Source organism: Priestia sp. TRM10 (assembly GCF_057808375.1).
Genome location: NZ_JBJZOT010000006.1, coordinates 35,094 through 52,810, shown reverse-complemented (window position 1 = coordinate 52,810; position 17,717 = coordinate 35,094). Strand labels below are relative to the sequence as shown.

18 protein-coding genes and 2 pseudogenes are annotated in these 17,717 nt (G+C 34.2%); 9 read left to right on the top strand and 11 right to left on the bottom strand.

From position 1 onward, the window contains the following. Positions 1 to 194: 194 nt before the first annotated feature. Together ACK3CR_RS04885 and gad are read right to left on the bottom strand one after the other, a co-directional pair. A complete protein-coding gene (locus ACK3CR_RS04885; protein WP_243510654.1) occupies positions 195 to 905 on the bottom strand; it encodes a Dph6-related ATP pyrophosphatase in 711 nt (236 codons plus the stop codon). Positions 906 to 1,399: 494 nt separating this feature from the next. Continuing rightward, entirely contained in the window at positions 1,400 to 2,803 is a 1,404-nt protein-coding gene (gad, locus tag ACK3CR_RS04880) for a glutamate decarboxylase (protein ID WP_430240481.1), read from the bottom strand. Between the two features lie 792 nt (positions 2,804 to 3,595). Here gad and ACK3CR_RS04875 point away from each other — a divergent pair. The 3 genes from ACK3CR_RS04875 (at position 3,596) to ACK3CR_RS04865 (ending at position 5,307) form a co-directional block, all read left to right on the top strand. After that, positions 3,596 to 3,907: a magnetosome magnetite crystal formation protein family gene (locus ACK3CR_RS04875; protein ID WP_430240479.1), complete on the top strand. Its 312-nt coding sequence runs from the start codon at positions 3,596 to 3,598 to the stop codon at positions 3,905 to 3,907. 242 nt (positions 3,908 to 4,149) lie between these two features. Then, the gene (locus ACK3CR_RS04870) at positions 4,150 to 4,593 is read left to right on the top strand and encodes a DeoR family transcriptional regulator (RefSeq protein WP_328125009.1); all 444 of its coding nucleotides are present in this window, start codon (positions 4,150 to 4,152) and stop codon (positions 4,591 to 4,593) included. A 471-nt stretch (positions 4,594 to 5,064) separates the two neighbouring features. Then, complete coding sequence (locus ACK3CR_RS04865) at positions 5,065 to 5,307, top strand: FtsB/FtsL family cell division protein (protein ID WP_488974966.1); 243 nt, start codon at positions 5,065 to 5,067, stop codon at positions 5,305 to 5,307. Positions 5,308 to 5,666: 359 nt separating this feature from the next. Here the strand turns inward: ACK3CR_RS04865 and ACK3CR_RS04860 are convergent. The 3 genes and pseudogenes from ACK3CR_RS04860 to ACK3CR_RS04850 all read right to left on the bottom strand — a co-directional run. After that, a pseudogene (locus ACK3CR_RS04860) lies at positions 5,667 to 5,759 on the bottom strand (IS6 family transposase); the annotation flags it as partial. A gap of 240 nt (positions 5,760 to 5,999) precedes the next feature. Then, on the bottom strand, positions 6,000 to 6,581 hold the full coding sequence (locus tag ACK3CR_RS04855; RefSeq protein ID WP_488974965.1) for a DUF4256 domain-containing protein: 582 nt from the start codon (positions 6,579 to 6,581) through the stop codon (positions 6,000 to 6,002). Positions 6,582 to 6,622: 41 nt separating this feature from the next. Beyond that, positions 6,623 to 7,285: a ParB N-terminal domain-containing protein gene (locus tag ACK3CR_RS04850; protein ID WP_488974964.1), complete on the bottom strand. Its 663-nt coding sequence runs from the start codon at positions 7,283 to 7,285 to the stop codon at positions 6,623 to 6,625. A gap of 308 nt (positions 7,286 to 7,593) precedes the next feature. Here ACK3CR_RS04850 and ACK3CR_RS04845 point away from each other — a divergent pair, with 308 nt between their 5' ends. After that, a complete protein-coding gene (locus ACK3CR_RS04845) occupies positions 7,594 to 8,157 on the top strand; it encodes a hypothetical protein (protein WP_488974963.1) in 564 nt (187 codons plus the stop codon). A gap of 318 nt (positions 8,158 to 8,475) precedes the next feature. On the opposite strand, the gene ACK3CR_RS04840 is transcribed toward ACK3CR_RS04845, so the two are convergent. The 4 genes and pseudogenes from ACK3CR_RS04840 to ACK3CR_RS04825 all read right to left on the bottom strand — a co-directional run. Further along, positions 8,476 to 9,402, bottom strand: a complete 927-nt coding sequence (locus ACK3CR_RS04840; protein WP_488974962.1) for a magnesium transporter CorA family protein — start codon at positions 9,400 to 9,402, stop codon at positions 8,476 to 8,478. A 162-nt stretch (positions 9,403 to 9,564) separates the two neighbouring features. Next, positions 9,565 to 10,401, bottom strand: coding sequence for an alpha/beta fold hydrolase (locus tag ACK3CR_RS04835; protein ID WP_488974961.1), 837 nt, complete (start codon positions 10,399 to 10,401; stop codon positions 9,565 to 9,567). A gap of 164 nt (positions 10,402 to 10,565) precedes the next feature. Then, positions 10,566 to 11,210, bottom strand: a complete 645-nt coding sequence (gene ycaC / locus ACK3CR_RS04830; RefSeq protein ID WP_488974960.1) for an isochorismate family cysteine hydrolase YcaC — start codon at positions 11,208 to 11,210, stop codon at positions 10,566 to 10,568. Positions 11,211 to 11,538: 328 nt separating this feature from the next. Next, a pseudogene (locus ACK3CR_RS04825) lies at positions 11,539 to 11,676 on the bottom strand (NADPH-dependent FMN reductase); the annotation flags it as partial. A 236-nt stretch (positions 11,677 to 11,912) separates the two neighbouring features. Here ACK3CR_RS04825 and ACK3CR_RS04820 point away from each other — a divergent pair. The 3 genes from ACK3CR_RS04820 to ACK3CR_RS04810 all read left to right on the top strand — a co-directional run bounded on the left by ACK3CR_RS04820 (position 11,913) and on the right by ACK3CR_RS04810 (position 14,217). After that, complete coding sequence (locus ACK3CR_RS04820; protein WP_488974959.1) at positions 11,913 to 13,004, top strand: low temperature requirement protein A; 1,092 nt, start codon at positions 11,913 to 11,915, stop codon at positions 13,002 to 13,004. A 135-nt stretch (positions 13,005 to 13,139) separates the two neighbouring features. Then, positions 13,140 to 13,577, top strand: coding sequence for a MarR family winged helix-turn-helix transcriptional regulator (locus ACK3CR_RS04815; protein ID WP_488974958.1), 438 nt, complete (start codon positions 13,140 to 13,142; stop codon positions 13,575 to 13,577). 364 nt (positions 13,578 to 13,941) lie between these two features. After that, on the top strand, positions 13,942 to 14,217 hold the full coding sequence (locus ACK3CR_RS04810) for a hypothetical protein (protein WP_411251620.1): 276 nt from the start codon (positions 13,942 to 13,944) through the stop codon (positions 14,215 to 14,217). Between the two features lie 530 nt (positions 14,218 to 14,747). On the opposite strand, the gene ACK3CR_RS04805 is transcribed toward ACK3CR_RS04810, so the two are convergent. Together ACK3CR_RS04805 and ACK3CR_RS04800 are read right to left on the bottom strand one after the other, a co-directional pair. Beyond that, the gene (locus tag ACK3CR_RS04805) at positions 14,748 to 15,200 is read right to left on the bottom strand and encodes a helix-turn-helix domain-containing protein (RefSeq protein WP_488974957.1); all 453 of its coding nucleotides are present in this window, start codon (positions 15,198 to 15,200) and stop codon (positions 14,748 to 14,750) included. Positions 15,201 to 15,557: 357 nt separating this feature from the next. Then, complete coding sequence (locus ACK3CR_RS04800) at positions 15,558 to 15,962, bottom strand: hypothetical protein (RefSeq protein ID WP_488974956.1); 405 nt, start codon at positions 15,960 to 15,962, stop codon at positions 15,558 to 15,560. 288 nt (positions 15,963 to 16,250) lie between these two features. Here ACK3CR_RS04800 and ACK3CR_RS04795 point away from each other — a divergent pair, with 288 nt between their 5' ends. Beyond that, positions 16,251 to 16,541 (top strand): hypothetical protein, encoded by a 291-nt coding sequence (locus ACK3CR_RS04795; RefSeq protein ID WP_488974955.1) that lies wholly within the window; start codon positions 16,251 to 16,253, stop codon positions 16,539 to 16,541. A 450-nt stretch (positions 16,542 to 16,991) separates the two neighbouring features. Then, positions 16,992 to 17,510 carry a GrpB family protein gene (locus ACK3CR_RS04790; protein WP_488974954.1) on the top strand — a complete coding sequence of 173 codons (519 nt, stop codon included), beginning with the start codon at positions 16,992 to 16,994 and terminating at the stop codon, positions 17,508 to 17,510. Positions 17,511 to 17,717 lie beyond the last annotated feature (207 nt).

Below are 17,717 nucleotides of genomic sequence, written 5' to 3'. Positions count from 1 at the left end.
GTTTTTTTATTACGAATTCTTGCTGGATGCAACAGTGCGTTACCTGAACAAGACATCAAAACATAATCATACTTTTGCAAACCAATGTTTAAATTGAATACATGTAAATGAAGTGAAAATCATTGATGTTTCAATGCTTCTCACTCCGAAGTTAAGATAACAGTGTAATATTGAAATTACATCCATTTTGTACTTTATAAGGTACCCATATCCATCATCTGATCTAGCTCCAAAGGCAAAAAAGCATATTCTCCGTCCTTAATAATTTCACATTTACGAACTGAAATAGGATATTTAAAAATGGGCCCATCTATTACTGTGGTATGGAATTCTCCACCTTCTCCGCAGGGATCAATACCACGAGCTTCAAGCTCCTTCACGTATTCATGGGTTAACGTTCTCCCTAAATCATCCTCTCGCATTCCCAATGATAAATTAACAGTTACAATGATTGTTACGAATCCTAGATTTATAAACTCTTCGACAGCTTTACGATGGTTCATTTCCCATAAAGGCATCCCAAGCTTTAATCCAGCATTCTTCGTAACCTTTTCATGCCAACAGCCATGAGCGGGCATATCTAAGTCTCCAGTTACTAAAACTTCTGCTCCTTGATTTTTAGCTTTTTCTAAAAGTCGCATAAATACTTTTTCATAATCTGTCCAACTTGCAGCTGCAGTATATACGGGCAACCCTATAGATTTAGCTTGGGCACGTATAAGTTCCGGAGGCATTCCATGAGATCTGGAACGTTTTCCTTCTTCCTCCAGCATGACGATCAGTCCAATCGCTTCTCCAACCTTTACTGCTTTATATAGAGCTAAAACACTATCCTTCCCTCCACTAAAAGAAGCTATAAATTTATGCCCGCGAACACTATTTTTCCAATCCATTAATTCTGCCATTCCTATCTTTCTCCTTTATTCTAATGGTTTTTTTCACGATGTTTGTTATTAGCCAATTTCATATATAAGGTTTCATGGCTCCATTTGTTTGATTTTATCACCATTGGACCTTATAGATAAGATATTATTGTACCTTGATCCAAAAAACTTAAAATTTAATGATGGAAAAAAGGGAAGTTTAGGTCGCGATTCTTGAGAACTGCTTTTCTTAATTTATTGCACCCTATAACCGGGAGAGAAAGAAAGGGATTACAACTGTACAAGCGATGGAAGAAGCTAATATTAAAAACTATGGTCTTTGAGATCGTTTCTTTACATTTCTTTGAGTTCATAATAAATAGAATTCACACTAGGTAACGTAATGGATGTTATAGATAGTAACATATAAAAAGCCTGCATTCTTTTGATGCAGGCTCTCCTTGAGTTATCGTTACTGTATTCTTTTATGATTCTTTATCTTTAGGAACATTTCTAAGAATAAAAACAACCAAACTTTAGTGATGAAAACCCTTGTCGTCTTCTGGATCTCTCCGTATAGGTCCCTCCAAAGAATTCAGATATTCAATGGCTTGCTTAAGATTTACCAAGAATAAATGAGCAAGATCCCTTGAAAATCCATTTCGAACTACAATTCGCATAATGGTTACCTCTTCCATGTCTGCAGGTAACGGATAAGCTGGCACTTGCCATCCATACGTACGCAATTGTCGAGACAAGTCATAAAGCGTCCATTTTGATGTGTATTCATCTTTCAACCGCCAGGCCAATACTGGAATCGTTGAACCATCAGAAATCACTTCAAATGGTTCCATTTCTTGAATCTCCTTGCTAAGAAAACATGCTGTGTCCTGAGAGGACTTTTGCACTTCATAATACCCTTCTCTACCTAAACGTAAGAAATTATAATATTGCAGAAGGACTTGTGCACCAGGCCGGGAAAAATTTAGAGCAAAGGTTGGCATATTTCCCCCCAAATAAGACACCTTGAAAATGAGGTCCTCTGGGAGGTCTTCTTTTTCCCTCCAGATTACCCATCCCAGGCCAGGATAGACTAATCCATATTTATGTCCCGAAACATTAATGGACTTTACCCGTGGTAATTGAAAATCCCAGACTAGGTCTGGTTGAAGAAATGGAGCAATAAATCCCCCTGAAGCAGCATCTACATGAATAGGGATGTCTAGACCTGTCTTCTCCTGCAAATCATCTAAAGCTTTCGCGATTTCAGCAACCGGTTCATAGGATCCGGTATAAGTCACACCGAGAATGGGCACCACACCAATCGTATTTTCGTCCACAGCATCGAGAACTCCTTGCGGGTCCAAGCATGGATGCTCAGGGCTAATATTCACATAGCGTGCTTCAACATCCCAATAATTTGCAAATTTCTCCCAAACCACTTGTACAGCCGAACTAAACACAATATTTGGGCGTTCAGTTGATAGACCTTGGCCCTTTCGTGCTTTTTGCCAACGTCTCTTTAACGCCAGTCCACCAAGCATACATGCTTCAGATGAGCCTGTCGTTGAAACGCCCATCGTAGTATCTGGATGAGGCGAATTCCAGAGGTCAGCTAAAATACGTATACAACGCTCCTCAATCGCTGCGGTCTGTGGATATTCGTCTTTATCGATCATATTTTTATCGAAAGACTTGGCATATAAACGCTCTGCAGCAGGCTCCATCCATGTGGTAACAAATGTAGCTAAATTGAGACGAGAACTCCCATCTAGGGTCATTTCATCATGAATGATTTGATACGCCGTGTCCGGTAACATGCCTTGATTGCGAATACGTAGGCGTGGGATAGTTTCTTCTCCTTCACGAGAATACAAAGGATTAACAGAAAATTCTTCAGGTAATTTCATTTGTTCGCGATGCGGGTGCCATTTTGGCATACGGTATCATCTCCTCCAACGTGAGTAACACAACTATTAATTTTAGCGCTAATATACTAGCATGTTGTAAAAAACATCTAACCCTTTTGAGGGACCAATCCATAATCGAGCTAAGAGTAAATTGAGTTTTCCTCCTAAATAATAGACTCATTGAAGCATCAAACAGAATAAGGATTATTCTCTCATTGGTGATGCTTACCACGACGGATGTACGCCTTGGTCAACAGATCAAGACTATTAGATAAGTTCGCTCAGTAACATTCTTCCTTTCTTTGTCAGTGATTAAACATTTAGGTCTTGGAATCCCCTTTAGTTAAATGTCCACTATTATGTAGGGATACTATATAAAAGTTTAGTTAGCATAATCTTTACTATCGGAATTTGATAATAAAAAAACGCTTAGAGCATCAACTCTAAACGTAGCATTTTATCCCTTTTAAAAAGGGTAACTATAGTTTAATTGCCTCAAAAGCCATTGTTTATGGTACCGTTCTTTTGCACTTTAAATCGTACTACTATTTTCTCCATAACTGCTTGTTTTTTCGCAAAATAAAAATTAAATTTACAAGCTATTAGATTATATATTGACTAGTTCCTTTTAAGCCTTCCCTTTCAATAATAATCGGAGAGACAACAGAAATCACTAACTTTTAAGGTTTATGTAAGATTAAGATTAAAATAATGTAAGGTTAGTATCGTATAGTCATATTTGTAGAGGCTAATAGATGAAACTATCAAGAAGTTTTATTATAGAGCGTACCATATATCTTGAGAAGAGGAGGATTGAAACATATGAAAGGAAATAACATTTTATCATCATTATGTTATTTTAGTATATTTTTTGCACCATTTTTATTCCCGTTAATTGTGTATTTTATGGCTTCTAAGGAGGTGAAAGTTCATGCAAAAAAATCACTATGGCTACATTTGTTTCCCTATATTATTTTAGTCGTCGGTCTTGCTGGATCTGGATGGAGAGGAATTAGTGGATGGGATCAAATAGGAATTGGGTTTGCAATCACTTATGTCATTTTTATTATTGCTGGGGTATATTTCTTCTTTTGGAATATAGTCAAAGGAATAAAAGTATTAGCAGATCATTAAACGGAGACATAGAGTGTGTAAGCTCAAGCTTACTCAAACTATTTTAAGACTCTCTCTTTCCACTTATCTTGAAGAAGAAGCTGATTCATAACGGTTTTGGTGCAAAGGTTATATTTATTTTTTAAATTTTTTTGATAAAAAAGTGAAAATATAACAAAAAGGGTTTACTTTCCTAATGAATAGGGTACATGCCAGTGAATCCACATTGATGGAAATTTAAGTAAAAGAGAGGATGGTAAGGAATGAAAAAGATAGTCGCGGGTACAGTCGCAATGTTATCATTAGCAGGCGTTTCTGGACAAGTTTCAGCAGCAGAACCAACAGCAATAAAAACCAGCACTGTAGGAACTGAAAGTTCCATTAAGGCACAATCAGCTGAGACACAGATAGCAGCTGTTACCTCATTATCAACTCCTCAAGAAGGACAGAAAAATCGGTCTAGTGGAAATTTTAGCGTTGAAAATCTACCAGCAGGCACTTACGCGTTAAAATTTGTAGTAGAAGGGGCCAATTCTGGTACACATTTTAATGTCATGAAAGATGTTTCAGGAGGAACTGACCCAACAATTTGGTCTAATGTTTATAGTGGCAACACTACCGATGTACAAACCGATCGTTCATTCTATATTGCAAACCCATCAGGAACAAACTCCAACTTTACTGTTAAAGTATATGCTCTACATTAAGGAAAAAGAGGCATAGATACGTATCAAAATGTGGATTCGTTAATCAAAGTAGACCATCTCAGGACTTATTGAAGAGAAAAACTTTAAAATAACACCACTGCCAGAAAGTAAAGAGAGCAAGTTCGTTTAGCTCTAACGAACTTGCTCTTGTTTGTGCTTATGTATATTTTGATGGTCCGTTTATCATTTTTAAGGTTATGTTAAATCTTAATATTGATTTATACTTGTCTCTACATCTTGAATTACTCAATTTGTGTTTCAATCACTTTTCTTCCTTATTTAATCTTTGCCGTACCCTTACAATTCTTTTTACATACAAAATTTAAATATTCCATATTGATTACTTAGTGATTTATATAATTTTTGCTTTTATAGCTGTATACATCACTTATGGTCGTTCAGACTACATGGATAGTTCTTTCTACAGCTAAACTAACAAGGGATACTTCTTAATAAGCAGACAAATAAGGGATGAAAAGTGGTATGAAAAGAATAAGTTTTCTTCTAATCTTAGTATTGATTTGTATAGCAGGTGTAGTCTTTATACAATTCAATACTCAAAAAATAAACAAGCTTTATAAAGAAAAAGCTGAACCCGTCATATTAGATAAGGAGACCGTCTCTTTATTTAAGGAAGGAAAAGTTAAGGGTGTTCCTTTTTCACTTGATGATTTCCCTGTTAAAAAAGTAAAAAAAATGGGGAAGTCCCAATGAATAGATTGATTACGAAGACATTCAAGATTATGTATATGAAAAAATGGACAGAAAATCATCTTCAGTGTAGATGAATTAGACACTGTTAACTACTTTAGGGTTGAATTGAATATGAGTCTAAGGGAAGCAAATGAGAAGCTTGGTAATCGTTATAAAGTGAAAAATCTATCCAGGGAATTCATATATCCTATGGGTAAATACAAGCTTCGCATAGATCGTCTTTCAAAAGAACGTGTTTTAATTAGTTTGGATGAGAAATATAGTTGATTTTTTAACTAAACTCTCCTAGTCGACATAGTTCCAGTGCAAAGACTGTATTTATTTGAAAGAGACATATAGATTCCCAATGGAACTTGTGATTATGCAGCCATTCCAAATAGTTGATGAATAAACTTCACTTGATTTTGGATAGACTTGACTCCTAAGGCAAGTTGTCCTTTTTTAATGATGTGCGTCTCTCCTTTATATGTACATACTCTAAACAAACCTAGTGCACATAATGAGTGGTATAAGAAGCAAAAGTCCATTAGATATTAATGTCTAATGGACTTTTGCTATTAGGTTAGGCTTATCTATTTATTTTGGTATCAATAATAATCTGGTGCTCCATAATCGCTCCTGATAGTTGAAGAATGGAATTAAAACTTCTCCCTAGTTGATCCGTTTCTCAAATTTAGCTGTCTGGAGGAGATTTAGACCCTTAGCGAGCCACGAAAACCCCTAGCAGCATAGTAGGATTCTGCTCCATTGTGATACACGAAGACGTGACCGTAGCGACGATCGCAAAAAAGGGCACCGCCGAGTTCTCTAATGTCAGTGGGTGTTTGCACCCAACTCGATGTTTTCACATCGAAATTTTCAAGTTTCTGCAATGCTCGATATTGTTCTTCAGTCAAAAGTTCTATGCCCATAGAAGTTGCCATATCAATTGCGTTATTTTCAGGCTTATGTTTTTTTCTTGACTCTAGCGCTTCACGGTCGTAACAAACACTTCTACGGCCTTTAGGAGTTTCTGCTGAACAGTCACAAAAAATGTATTCATCCTTCTCTTTATCATAGTCCACAACATCTGGTTCACCGCCAGTGCTTTCCATTTCATTGAGAGACCAAAGTTTTTCAGTATTCCCATCCAACTTTGCTTGGACTTTAGCCCATTCAATATCTTTATGACGGTTCATGTTTTTCTCAAAACGGGCTTTCAATACTCTGAGTAATTCTGCACTTTGTTCTTGTGGCAACTCCTTTTTATCACTGATTTTATTTCCCTTTGTCATGTTAGTTCCCCCTTATGGTTTTTAATCATAATAACTTACTTTTAATAATGTACAGGAACACGATCTAAATTCTTTTTCTTGGCTACAAAATAACGACTATAACTATCTAAAAGTTCGTGTGTATCTGGATCAATGATAATCGGTTTATCTACAGTTCCATTCTTCTCAATACTTTCTTCTACTGCCTTTTGTTTTGCTATTCCTGGTGTAAATTGAAGAAAGGCTTCTGGAACCTTAATTTCCTCTAAAGACATCCAGTCTCTCGTCCCTTTCGGAACAAGAAGGGGCTTTTTCTCTTGCCCTTGTTCACTTTCTTCTTGAGGTTTAATTTCCTCTTGATTTTTAGCCCTTGAACCCTTTTTCGGCGTTTGTTTCGTTTGTTTCTTCTCTTTCTCTTTGTTCTCAATTTCTTGTATCTGCATACAGATGATGCCTATCTCACCTGTATATTGATCAAACGGAATATCCAAACAAGGCTCTCCTTGAACAAGGAAACGCCGTTGGGAAAATTCCTCCTGGTTTATGTTTAATTTCTTAAATTGTTTTGAACTCAGTACAACGGTATAGGTAATTGCATTACTCTGAAAAGGAATTCCTTGTGGAGCATTGGGACTCCCTTTTTCCGCCATATCAAAAGTCAGGTACTTATCATAGTCCTGAATTGAGCTAGTCGGACGGCCAGTTACACTAATTTTATGAGCCATCGTCCCCCCTCCTTCTCTTTCTATATGTCTAGTATATATACCTTTATATAGAACTGAATAGAGTTAACATCCAAAAAACAACAGAAAAAAGGGATTATCTTTTTTTATTAAATTACTATATTATTAATAGCCTTCCATATTTGCTACAATAAGGAGATTAAAGGGAAATAAGTGTTCTTGAATTGAAAAGTACAGAAATTGTGAGGGAAGTCGATCAATTAAGACATATTGTCATTTCAAGAAGCCAAGAGAACATCTAAATAAAATTGTATTCCTTTTTATTAATAGAATTGGAGGCTGTGCATGTAATGGGATTCTTTAAACGTTTTTTTAAGAAAGTAGAAGATGTGAATAAAGGGGAATCTGCTGCTTCTGAACTTGAATCTGAGTTTTATTTAGAGTCACCAGAAGAAGAAGCAATGAATCTCTGGGTGGAAATGGCACAAAATATTATCGTAAATGTGGTTAAGGTAACTAACAACTCCGTTGACCGTGCTTTTCTCTTAGTAAATATGGGGGAGCAACCTTCTTTTGATGTTTTTTATCAAATAGATGGCCGTTTAGTTATGTGGAATCAACTTAAAGATACTTTTATAAAAGAAGAGATTGAAAATGAATTATTACCGCAAGCATCTATTGTCGCTTCATCAGTAAATGAGAACTTTGCACAAGTTGAACACCCGAAGATTGCATTTGCTGAGCTACAATTTGAATGGGCAACTGGAGCTTGGTTTTCTCATGTAATTTGGGAAGATGATGACAATGCAAATCTAGCAAAGGAAGAAATTTTAAGTAAATGGTTCAACAACTTAAGCGCTGAAATTAAAACCCAACCATTAGATAGTGATACCAAACTCTCATGGTACCCTTAAGGTCTACTTTAGAAAGACATTAAATATATGATGACAGGTCTGAATTTTACATTTATCTTTTGTTTTATAGGTAATCCCACACTAATTGTGGAATTCAGGCCCCTTTTAATGCTTGGTTTTCGTCGTCTATATCTTTTTATCAATTTTAAAACATAGAGTGCTAGTAGACTACCCTGTCCGCCAGTTTATTCTTGACTTGAATAATGGCATTTTAAGATAAGGCTATTTTAATTTTCTGGTGATACTCCTACCATTAGCATTGAGGTAAACCAAAGACAGATAGGGTTAATAGTATCTGTCTTTATTCTTCCATATTTATCAAAATAAGGATTTTTTCTTTCTTTCCTTTAAGATCCCGCCAGTCCAACCTCTAAATCTCAAATAAAAGTAAATAGCGATAGTACTAACAAAAATCAAAATAAGGGAACCTAAATATCCAAATTTCCATTCAAGTTCTGGCATATGTTTAAAATTCATTCCCCAAAGGGCTCCTAGGGCCATCACTGGCGTAAAAATAGTTGTAATGACTGTTAGTGTTTTCATAATTTCGTTCCCCCTATAGGAAGAAATCGCTTCTTCTAAATGGAGTAACGTCTCCATTTCTTCTTGATAATGTCGAACTAACGTCATTGCCCTTTTAATACGTAATCTCGCCCTATTAAATTCTAAAGTTTTTACCACCTGATTGAGGAATGTTTCTTCAATTGCGTTAATTAATTCTTCCATTGGGATAAGTAAACTTTTTGACGTAATCAATTCCTGGCGATATCGAAAAATTTGATCTAATTTATTTTTATTATTATTTCTCTGCAACTTCCCAACAATGTTTTTCAATTGGACTTCAAAATCATCTATTCTTATTAAAAAACGATTAGTAATCTCACTCAATAATATACAAAAATTTTCTACCCCATTTCTTGATGACTGCATACGATGTAACATTTGATTTTTTTGTTTCGATTCGTTCATCTCGAGGCCAACCGTAATAAAAAAATCTTTACAAGTATAAAAGTGAAACACTTTATACTCATTCTCTTTTTGGGAATTTTGATGATAAATCAATGAACCTCTCACGTGGAGATAATCTGGGGTAATAGCTATTTTTAAATTATTCTTATTAGACTCATTTATTTCTTTTATCCAATCTTCACCTTCCGGTATGTTGTTAGCTATTTCTGATATCTCTTTTTTATCTTGGAAATCAAATTCTAACCATTCTTCATTTTTATTAAGAGGATAATCCAAATTTAACACCTCTTTCTATCATTGAATAATCCTTTAGTGTCTATTATCCAATTTAATAGAATGTAAAACCTGTTCATTTTTCTAGCATAAACTCAAGGAGGCACTAAATGTAGTACCTCCTGTATTCCCCCTCTTCCATCCATTAAAAAGATTCATTTAGAATTAGTCATTCAAAAAGGATAACAATGCTTCATTAAACTCTCTAGGATGTGTTGCATTGAGCCCATGTGGCCCTTCCTTGATTAAAGCTAATTTAGCGTTAGGAACTGCTTCATGGGTTCGCTTCCCACTATATTCAAATGGAACAGTTGCATCTGAATCACCATGAATCACAAGAGTAGGTATATTAATTTTGGCTAAATCTCTTCTAAAATCTGTTTTACTGAAAGCAGCAATACAATCTAGAGTCCCTTTAGGGGATGCACCTGCTGCAATATCCTTATTGTAAAGTCGGAATGGTTCACTAACTAAGTCCGTTCGATCTCCAGCAGAAAAAAATGTTTTCGTAAACTCATCAAGAAAGGCTAGGCGATCATTCTTTACTCCATTTTCAAATGCTTGAATAGCTGAATCATCTAATACTCCCTCAGGATGATCTGCTGATTTATAAAGAAATGGGGGTACAGCTCCTGCAAATACAGCCTTCTCTACTCTGTTTGTTCCGTAGGTTCCGATATAACGAGCTACCTCCCCGCCACCCATTGAAAATCCAACTAGCGTCACATTTTGGAGATCTAAATGCTCTAGTAGCTGATGTAAATCAGCAGTGAATGTATCATAATCGTAACCATTCCATGGCTGTGATGAGTTCCCGAACCCTCTACGGTCATAAGTTATGACTCTGTATCCAGACTCAACTAAAGCAGGAACTTGGTATTCCCAAGATCGACCACTCAATGGCCAACCGTGAATTAATACAACAGGCTTCCCTGTCCCATAATCCTCATAAAACAATTCAATTGGTTTTTCATTTTCTGTTCCTACAGTAACTTTGGTCATTCTTCTACCTCCAAAAAAGATATTCTAATCAATTTCAACTGATTTTTCCTATTAATAGGGACAAATATAATAACAAAAAGGAACTTTACAATTAGATTTAAAATTTCATTCAAATAAATTAAAAAGGGAGCAGAATTCTGTTATTCTGCTCCCTTTGATATTTTTTAATTTTTAACTTTTCCGATATCGCGCTGAGCTCCCATATAGCTTCCAATTATATTTTGATAACCAGGAAGTTGGCTAGAAAGTAAATCGCCAAAACCATCGACATCGTTGCGCCAATCACGTTGTAATTCGCACGCTACGCTAAACCAGTTCATAAGCTGCACGCCACCATGGGCCATACGAGTTAAAGATGCATCTGCGACTTGTTTGCTGACAGTTCCAGAAGCGTCCGTAACAGCAAATACTTCATATCCAGCTTTAATAGCAGAAAGTGCAGGGAAAGCAACGCAAACATCTGTAACTACGCCCGCAATAATAAGTTGTTTTTTCCCAGTTTCTTCGATTGCTTTAACAAACTCTTCATTATCCCATGCGTTAATTTGTCCAGGTCGCGCTATTTTTGGTGCGTGTGGAAACATATCAACCAATTCTTGCATCAGTGGTCCGTTAGGCCCGTTTTCAAAGCTTGTTGTTAAGATAACGGGTAAATCAAAAAACTTAGCTGTGTTAGCAAGAGCCATAACATTGTTCTTAAATTCATCTACACCATAGTCACGCACTAAGCCGGAAATAAGGCCAGTTTGATGATCCACTAAAAGCACGACAGCATCATCTTTGGAAATACGAGAATAGAGATCAGACATTTTAAAGTCCCCCTTTAATTAAAGTAATCGAAGAAAGTTTATGTATTGAAAGATTTATCTTAAACTCCTTCGTTTGTTACAATGAGTTTAGAACTTAACTGATTGCTATATCAGTTTAATTATAAAGTTAAATATTGTCAATAATATTCCGAAAAATTAGAAAATTTTACATATTATTAAAATAAAACGTCCTCTTTCTGTTAATCTAAAACAAGACTGTGATCGATCCAATCTATAAATAACTCTGGAGATATCGTATGGTTCTTTCATCAGTAAGCACTTTCAGACTAGAATCACTCTTTTCACTAGTGAAACTAGAACTTTTTGAAATGGAAGATTTAAACGATGTCACTGTTTCTGGAATACCACTTTTCTCCAAGTCTTCGTTAAACAAGAGAAGCTCATTAATCTCAATCCAGCAAAATTGGATAAAATCATCCATATCCGTCAATGATTGAGCAATAATTCAATTATAAGAATTTTTTCGTAAACTGCCATACATAAGGCCGATGGTTTTGGTCATATAATTCCTCCCTGTTTAAAATTAATCACCGTAATTTTACAATTAAAAGAAATAACATTATACCTAATCAAATTGCAGTCTAGAAACCATTCTTATATTTAAATTTGAGGCATCTCTTACAACTTCTAGATATTTCTAGCGTACTATAAAACTATAAAGGGATTGGGAGGAGTACAGAAATGGAAGAAAAAAAAGTTACATGGTTAGAGCTCTTTTATGATTTATTATTTGTGGCGGCTGTTGCAGCTGCAACTCATGTTTTACTTCATGTTGAAGATGGATATATCCATTCAGAGTATTTATTAAAATTCATGTTAATTTTTATCCCTATCTGGTGGGCTTGGGTGGGACAAACCATATTTATTAACCGGTTTGGAAAAGATTTATTTCATCAACGGCTATTTTTAATACTACAAATGTTTTTTGTTCTCATTATGACATCAAGCTTGTCAGCTGATTTTGACCCCTATTATCTTACTTTTTTAATTGGTTATATTGGATTAAGAGCTGTAACTGCTATTCAATATCTGGTTGTTCAGCGTATAGAAGAGGGAGTTCGAAAGAAAGCAGCACTCTTTTTTGGAAGGTATTTTTGGATTGGAATTGTTGTTTCATTACTCTCAATCTTTTTTGATTCTTGGGTTCGATATGCGGTGTTGTACTTGGGAATCCTTATTGATATTATTGTTCCAATACTCGGAAGGAAGTGTTTAGGAAAGGTTCCTACAAATACAGCCCATCTGTTAGAGCGATTTGGTCTATTTTCCATTATTCTCTTTGGGGAAGCCCTTATTAGCACTCTTGCGCTGATTCAACCAAAACAAGGGAACTGGGATTCAATAGCCTTTTCTATCATTTCATTTATCTTAATTATAGCGATGTGGTGGCAATATTTTGATAACATGGAGAAGAAAGTCGACAAGTCTATACAAACTTCCGGCCAAATCATTATTTACGGTCATTTGTTTATTTTAATGTCTTTGAGCATGATTGCTGCCTCCATCAGATTATTGTTTTTACCTGAAGTCCACTATTCATTTATCCTATATTTTATTTTTGGTTCTGTATTGCTCTATTTCCTGTCAACTACTCTTGTCTTTCACCAATATAGACGTAAGAACCACCAATTAAAAATTTATCATTTAGGTTTATTTTTAGGGATTTTAGCCGTCTTTTTTATTATTAATTTGATTGTAGTGGTGCCAAACATGATGATAATAGGAGAATTAACCTTGTTTTTTATCATCTATGCTAAAGCAACAACCACATAAATAAAGGCATCAAAGAAACCCATATTAACCTATAATACGGGTTTCTTTGTATATAAATTAAAAAGTATTTAAACTTGACTTTAAATTAGTTTAATCCTAGACTGATTGCAATAAAAGGGGAATGAGGTGACATTCATGAAAAAAAACATGATAAATTACTCCTCATCTAAACAAGAGGAACGAATAGGTTTAATGTTATGGTTCCGAATAACTCGAATATATAACCAGAGTATCCGGGAATCCAATCAACATTTAAAAAAATGGGAGCTATCGACAGCCCAATTTGATGTCTTAGTTCAAGTGGGTTCCCATGAACGATTGTCTCAACAAGAACTAGCAAACAGGCTATTTGTTACGAAAGGCAATATTACTCAACTGTTAAGTAAAATGGAAGACTTAGGATTGATTAAAAGAGAACAAGAATGGAAAACAAAATATCTTTCACTGACTGAGGAAGGAAAAGAGTATTTTTATGAGGTTGTTCCGAAACAAGAACATTTTCAGGCATCTCAATTTTCTAACTTGAATTACAAGGAAAAAAAACAGCTTCTAAATTTACTTAAGAAAATTTAAAAGCCATAGGAGATAATCACAACTCTGCACTAATGATAAAAAGTCCTATAAACTATAGCTTCTTAGTAATAAAACTACGATAATCTCAGCCTTCACTATAGCTCTTTTCCCCTCCTGATTTATTTCTTTTAACTCTACCTAAGTTAAAATATTTTCTTTTGAAAGAATGTATACTTCTTCGCAAGTATTGAAAAAGCCGATTCTGATAAGTTATTTTTTAACAGTATTGATATAAATTAATAGATAACCAAAATATATTTTATTATCAATTTTAGAATTATATTGTTGATAGCGCTTTCAAAAACCTTTATAATGGGATTAGACTATTAAAATAGGGACGATTTATGAAAGGAGAAATGAGAAAATGAAACATATTATATCTTATAAGATCCACCTTCCAACACTTACATTGAGGAAAACTTTAGAGCTTTACCAGCTATGTCAAACGATTGAAAGTAAAATCTATCTAATTGCAAATGGTCGGACATGCGAAATTAATCATTTGCCAAAACTTGTTTCCTTTATTTTAACCTTAAAATGTCGGAATATTCTTATTGTTTTAGAAGGAAAAGAGGCACCATCTGATGGGGAACAGATGAAGCATTTCTTTAAACAGCAAAAAAGACGATGCCCTGCTTAGCTTAAGAGGAATTGGCTCTTTTGTTGTTTAGATTTTTGATTATGGAACGGAGATAAATCAGTATTTAGGAACATTCTTAATTCAACTTTACTTTAAAGCTACACTTCGTTGTAGTTATTTCGGTTTCCTGTGATTATAAACGATATCCGTATAGTGGAAAGAAGAGGTGAAGATAATGAATACATTCGTTATCCATATATTTGGATGGTTATTACTTATTTTTTCCATATTTTTATATATTGTTACGCAATCGCAATTACTTACAGTTTTAATCGCTCTTACAGGTTTATTTTCTATTTCATATGGTCTCTTATATCAAAGTAGCGCTGATAAGCGAAGCAGTTAGGTATCCCAAAATGAGATATTTTTTCTATCCAAGTATTAGATAGAGATTTATTACAAAAGCCTAAACCAACATAGAAGTTAATGAAAAGACATTACTGGATATGAGTAATGTCTTTTTTGATAGTTACATTGAAATTGTATACCCTTACCGATAACTCATTTTTCTTACAAAGGCATCTACTGTGCTAATCCTCTTTATATTTTTCTTTTACAATACTAGAACCAATCGCTGCAACAACTGTTAAAATTAAAACACCAAAATTCCATAAAAACCATCCATTATAAAAAGGGAAATCCAAAGCAGTAAATTTATTTAGAATAATGATCCCCATTTTAATTATCCAAAAGATTACACCTATTAAAAACAATACATCAAACATAAATTTCAACTTCGGATACGCCAATTTCTTGCTATCCTTAATGACTTTCTCTGTCAATTCCCCATCACTCCTTAATAATTCATCAATGGTTACCTTAAAAAGATCACTTATTTTAATAATAATTTCGATACTGGGATAGTTCTGACCATTTTCCCACTTAGAGACAGATTGACGACTGACAAAAAGTTTTTGAGCTAATTCTTCTTGAGACCATCCCTTATTTATTCTCTCTTTTTTTAATCTCTGACCAAAAATCATATACGTAATCACCTTTTCGTAATATATAGTCCATTATTGTTAATTCTAGTGCTGAAAGTAAAGATAATAATCGTTGCTATCCCCCGCAACCCATAGTTGCCACCTATAAATCTTGGGTTACTCCCTATTTTATAAGATTGGTATGTTTAATATTAATTTGATTAGACAATGTAATTTTTATTCCCATAAAACATATTAAGGGAAGTTGGTCTTTTCTCTTTATACAGGGATTTATACATCTGTAGTAAGGTTCTTTAATCATCCAATAGAAAAAGAGTGCATAAAAACCAGATGGTTTATGCGCTCTTTATAGTCATGATTTAAAGTATTCGTATCTCAACCTATTAAGATCCTTATTTAATAATTTTCCTTCTCTAAAAAATGGTCAATATATTGATAACAACCGTGCCTTACTTTCTGTATGAAGGGATTAATCTCCTGAAGCTTCTCAATGAAGTAGGCATTGGAAGGGAGAGGATAATCTACACGTTCCTGTACATGTTTTCGTAGTGAAGTGAGATTAAAGCATTCTGTAGGATTAGATTTGAACAGTTGAATAGCAATCAGGTAAGCCTCTAATTTCTCTTTATGAACTTGATTAAGAGTCAATGTACTCCTAATGTTCGTTGTATCTATTTCTTTTTTTTTCATCTCTTCTTTAATCATCTCTGTTTCCTTCATAAAATTTAGCATACATCTCATAATATGCTCTTTTGATTGTGTTAAACGTTTTATTAATTGTTCTGATTCGTTTGATTCCACCCTATACACTCCCTAAAAAGAAAAAATACATTATTTTATATAACTAGAAATTTATTCATCATAAAATACGAAAGATAATCTGAAAGGATGACCATTCTAAAAAAATAATAATATTCAGATAAAATAATGTTTTCTATCTTAATTACAAACTATCTATCTTCTTTTTCTATATACACTGATTCAAATCCTTATCACTTAAGAAAAGTGTAAATTAATAAAAGGATAAACATACATTTAGAGTATAATTACTTTATAATTAGGTAGTAATGGAAAAGGAGGAAATGATAAATGAAGAACCCAGTCTTAGAAGACTTTATCTGTTCGGCTGATACAGATTTAGAGAAAGAAGGCGATTTAAAGATTATCTGTCGTTTCCCTAATAATTTAGGAGTTGTCATTTATAAATCTCTTACGTTTACAAACAACAAGTACTATACAACCCCTGTCCGTTTCTTTAAAAAGTCTTATCACATAAGTGGAACGGGTGATTTTTCACGCGAAGTTCAACGATTGGATACCATCCAAGAGGTAAGACAGTTCGCAAAAATAGTTTATGAGAGGGAACTTGTTTATTCTTAACGTAATAAGAGCTGAGATTTGCCTTTTTTAAGATCTTTCTAAATGCAAATCTCAGCTTTCAAATCTAACTTTATAATTTAACTCTACAAATTACAAAATCAATATAGACTTTGGGCTTGTATTTCTTTGTTTTCCTTACAACAACTACTATATGCTTGTGGTAATACTCCCTACATCTTCCACAAATCCCCTTGTCGCTGATTTACTTCTCTTTTACAGAAAAGGAAAGCATTTTATGCTGATTTCATACTTTCTTTCCGAATGGGAATCTCCCCCACACCTACCACGCCCTCCCTTGTCGTACTTTATCTATACACTACACATAGTAGATAAACTTTACATAATACATATTATTAACACCCTAAAGTTATGGGTTGAAGAAATTTCTACAGTTTTATAATTTAAAAAACTTGTTCTTATTTAGAATTAAAAAATTCAAGGAGGCAAAACATGAACATTACAGTAGTCGAACATAATCCAAAATGGAAAGATGAATATCTAAAGGAAAAGAAATTGATTGAAGAAATCCTTCAGAAAGAATTAGTGAACAGTTTTCACATTGGAAGCACTTCTATTCTCGATTTACAAGCAAAGCCTATTATTGATATCCTACTTGTAGTCAATGATATTAAAGCATTGGATGATTATTCTCAACAATTCGAAAAGCTTGATTATGAGGTCATGGGAGAGTTTGGAATTAAACAAAGAAGATATTACCGTAAAGGAGGAAATAACCGAACTCATCAGATCCATGCGTTTCAATATGATAATATTCAAGAAATTGAAAGACACCTATCTTTTAGAGATTATCTTTGTCAAAATCCAGAAATAAGAAAGCAATATGGAGAATTAAAATCTACACTAGCTCATAAATTTCCAAATGATATCATTGGTTATAGCAATGGTAAAGATGAATTTGTGAAGAAAATAGAAAAAGATGCACTTAGATGGCATTGGTTTAATCGTTAAGGTGAGGCTCACTTTCTATCCTCCATAAAATAAATTATAAGAAGGCAAGGTAATGGGATATGTTTTGGATATCAAGAAAGGGAGACATACACGAGGTATGGGAGCTATAATTAATAAAGATAGAAAAGACCGCCCCATAACTATTATTGTATAAGGCGGTCTTGAGTTTCTTATTCCGAACGAAATTAATTTTATAGCAAGCAATAC

Bases quoted from the DNA above. Each gene is read 5' to 3' on its own strand.
- ACK3CR_RS04885 (WP_243510654.1), bottom strand. From the start codon at position 905: ATGGCAGAATTAATGGATTGGAAAAATAGTGTTCGCGGGCATAAATTT.
- gad (WP_430240481.1), bottom strand. From the start codon at position 2,803: ATGCCAAAATGGCACCCGCATCGCGAACAAATGAAATTACCTGAAGAA.
- ACK3CR_RS04875 (WP_430240479.1), top strand. From the start codon at position 3,596: ATGAAAGGAAATAACATTTTATCATCATTATGTTATTTTAGTATATTT.
- ACK3CR_RS04870 (WP_328125009.1), top strand. From the start codon at position 4,150: ATGAAAAAGATAGTCGCGGGTACAGTCGCAATGTTATCATTAGCAGGC.
- ACK3CR_RS04865 (WP_488974966.1), top strand. From the start codon at position 5,065: ATGAAAAGTGGTATGAAAAGAATAAGTTTTCTTCTAATCTTAGTATTG.
- ACK3CR_RS04855 (WP_488974965.1), bottom strand. From the start codon at position 6,581: ATGACAAAGGGAAATAAAATCAGTGATAAAAAGGAGTTGCCACAAGAA.
- ACK3CR_RS04850 (WP_488974964.1), bottom strand. From the start codon at position 7,285: ATGGCTCATAAAATTAGTGTAACTGGCCGTCCGACTAGCTCAATTCAG.
- ACK3CR_RS04845 (WP_488974963.1), top strand. From the start codon at position 7,594: ATGGGATTCTTTAAACGTTTTTTTAAGAAAGTAGAAGATGTGAATAAA.
- ACK3CR_RS04835 (WP_488974961.1), bottom strand. From the start codon at position 10,401: ATGACCAAAGTTACTGTAGGAACAGAAAATGAAAAACCAATTGAATTG.
- ycaC (WP_488974960.1), bottom strand. From the start codon at position 11,210: ATGTCTGATCTCTATTCTCGTATTTCCAAAGATGATGCTGTCGTGCTT.
- ACK3CR_RS04820 (WP_488974959.1), top strand. From the start codon at position 11,913: ATGGAAGAAAAAAAAGTTACATGGTTAGAGCTCTTTTATGATTTATTA.
- ACK3CR_RS04815 (WP_488974958.1), top strand. From the start codon at position 13,140: ATGAAAAAAAACATGATAAATTACTCCTCATCTAAACAAGAGGAACGA.
- ACK3CR_RS04810 (WP_411251620.1), top strand. From the start codon at position 13,942: ATGAAACATATTATATCTTATAAGATCCACCTTCCAACACTTACATTG.
- ACK3CR_RS04805 (WP_488974957.1), bottom strand. From the start codon at position 15,200: ATGATTTTTGGTCAGAGATTAAAAAAAGAGAGAATAAATAAGGGATGG.
- ACK3CR_RS04795 (WP_488974955.1), top strand. From the start codon at position 16,251: ATGAAGAACCCAGTCTTAGAAGACTTTATCTGTTCGGCTGATACAGAT.
- ACK3CR_RS04790 (WP_488974954.1), top strand. From the start codon at position 16,992: ATGAACATTACAGTAGTCGAACATAATCCAAAATGGAAAGATGAATAT.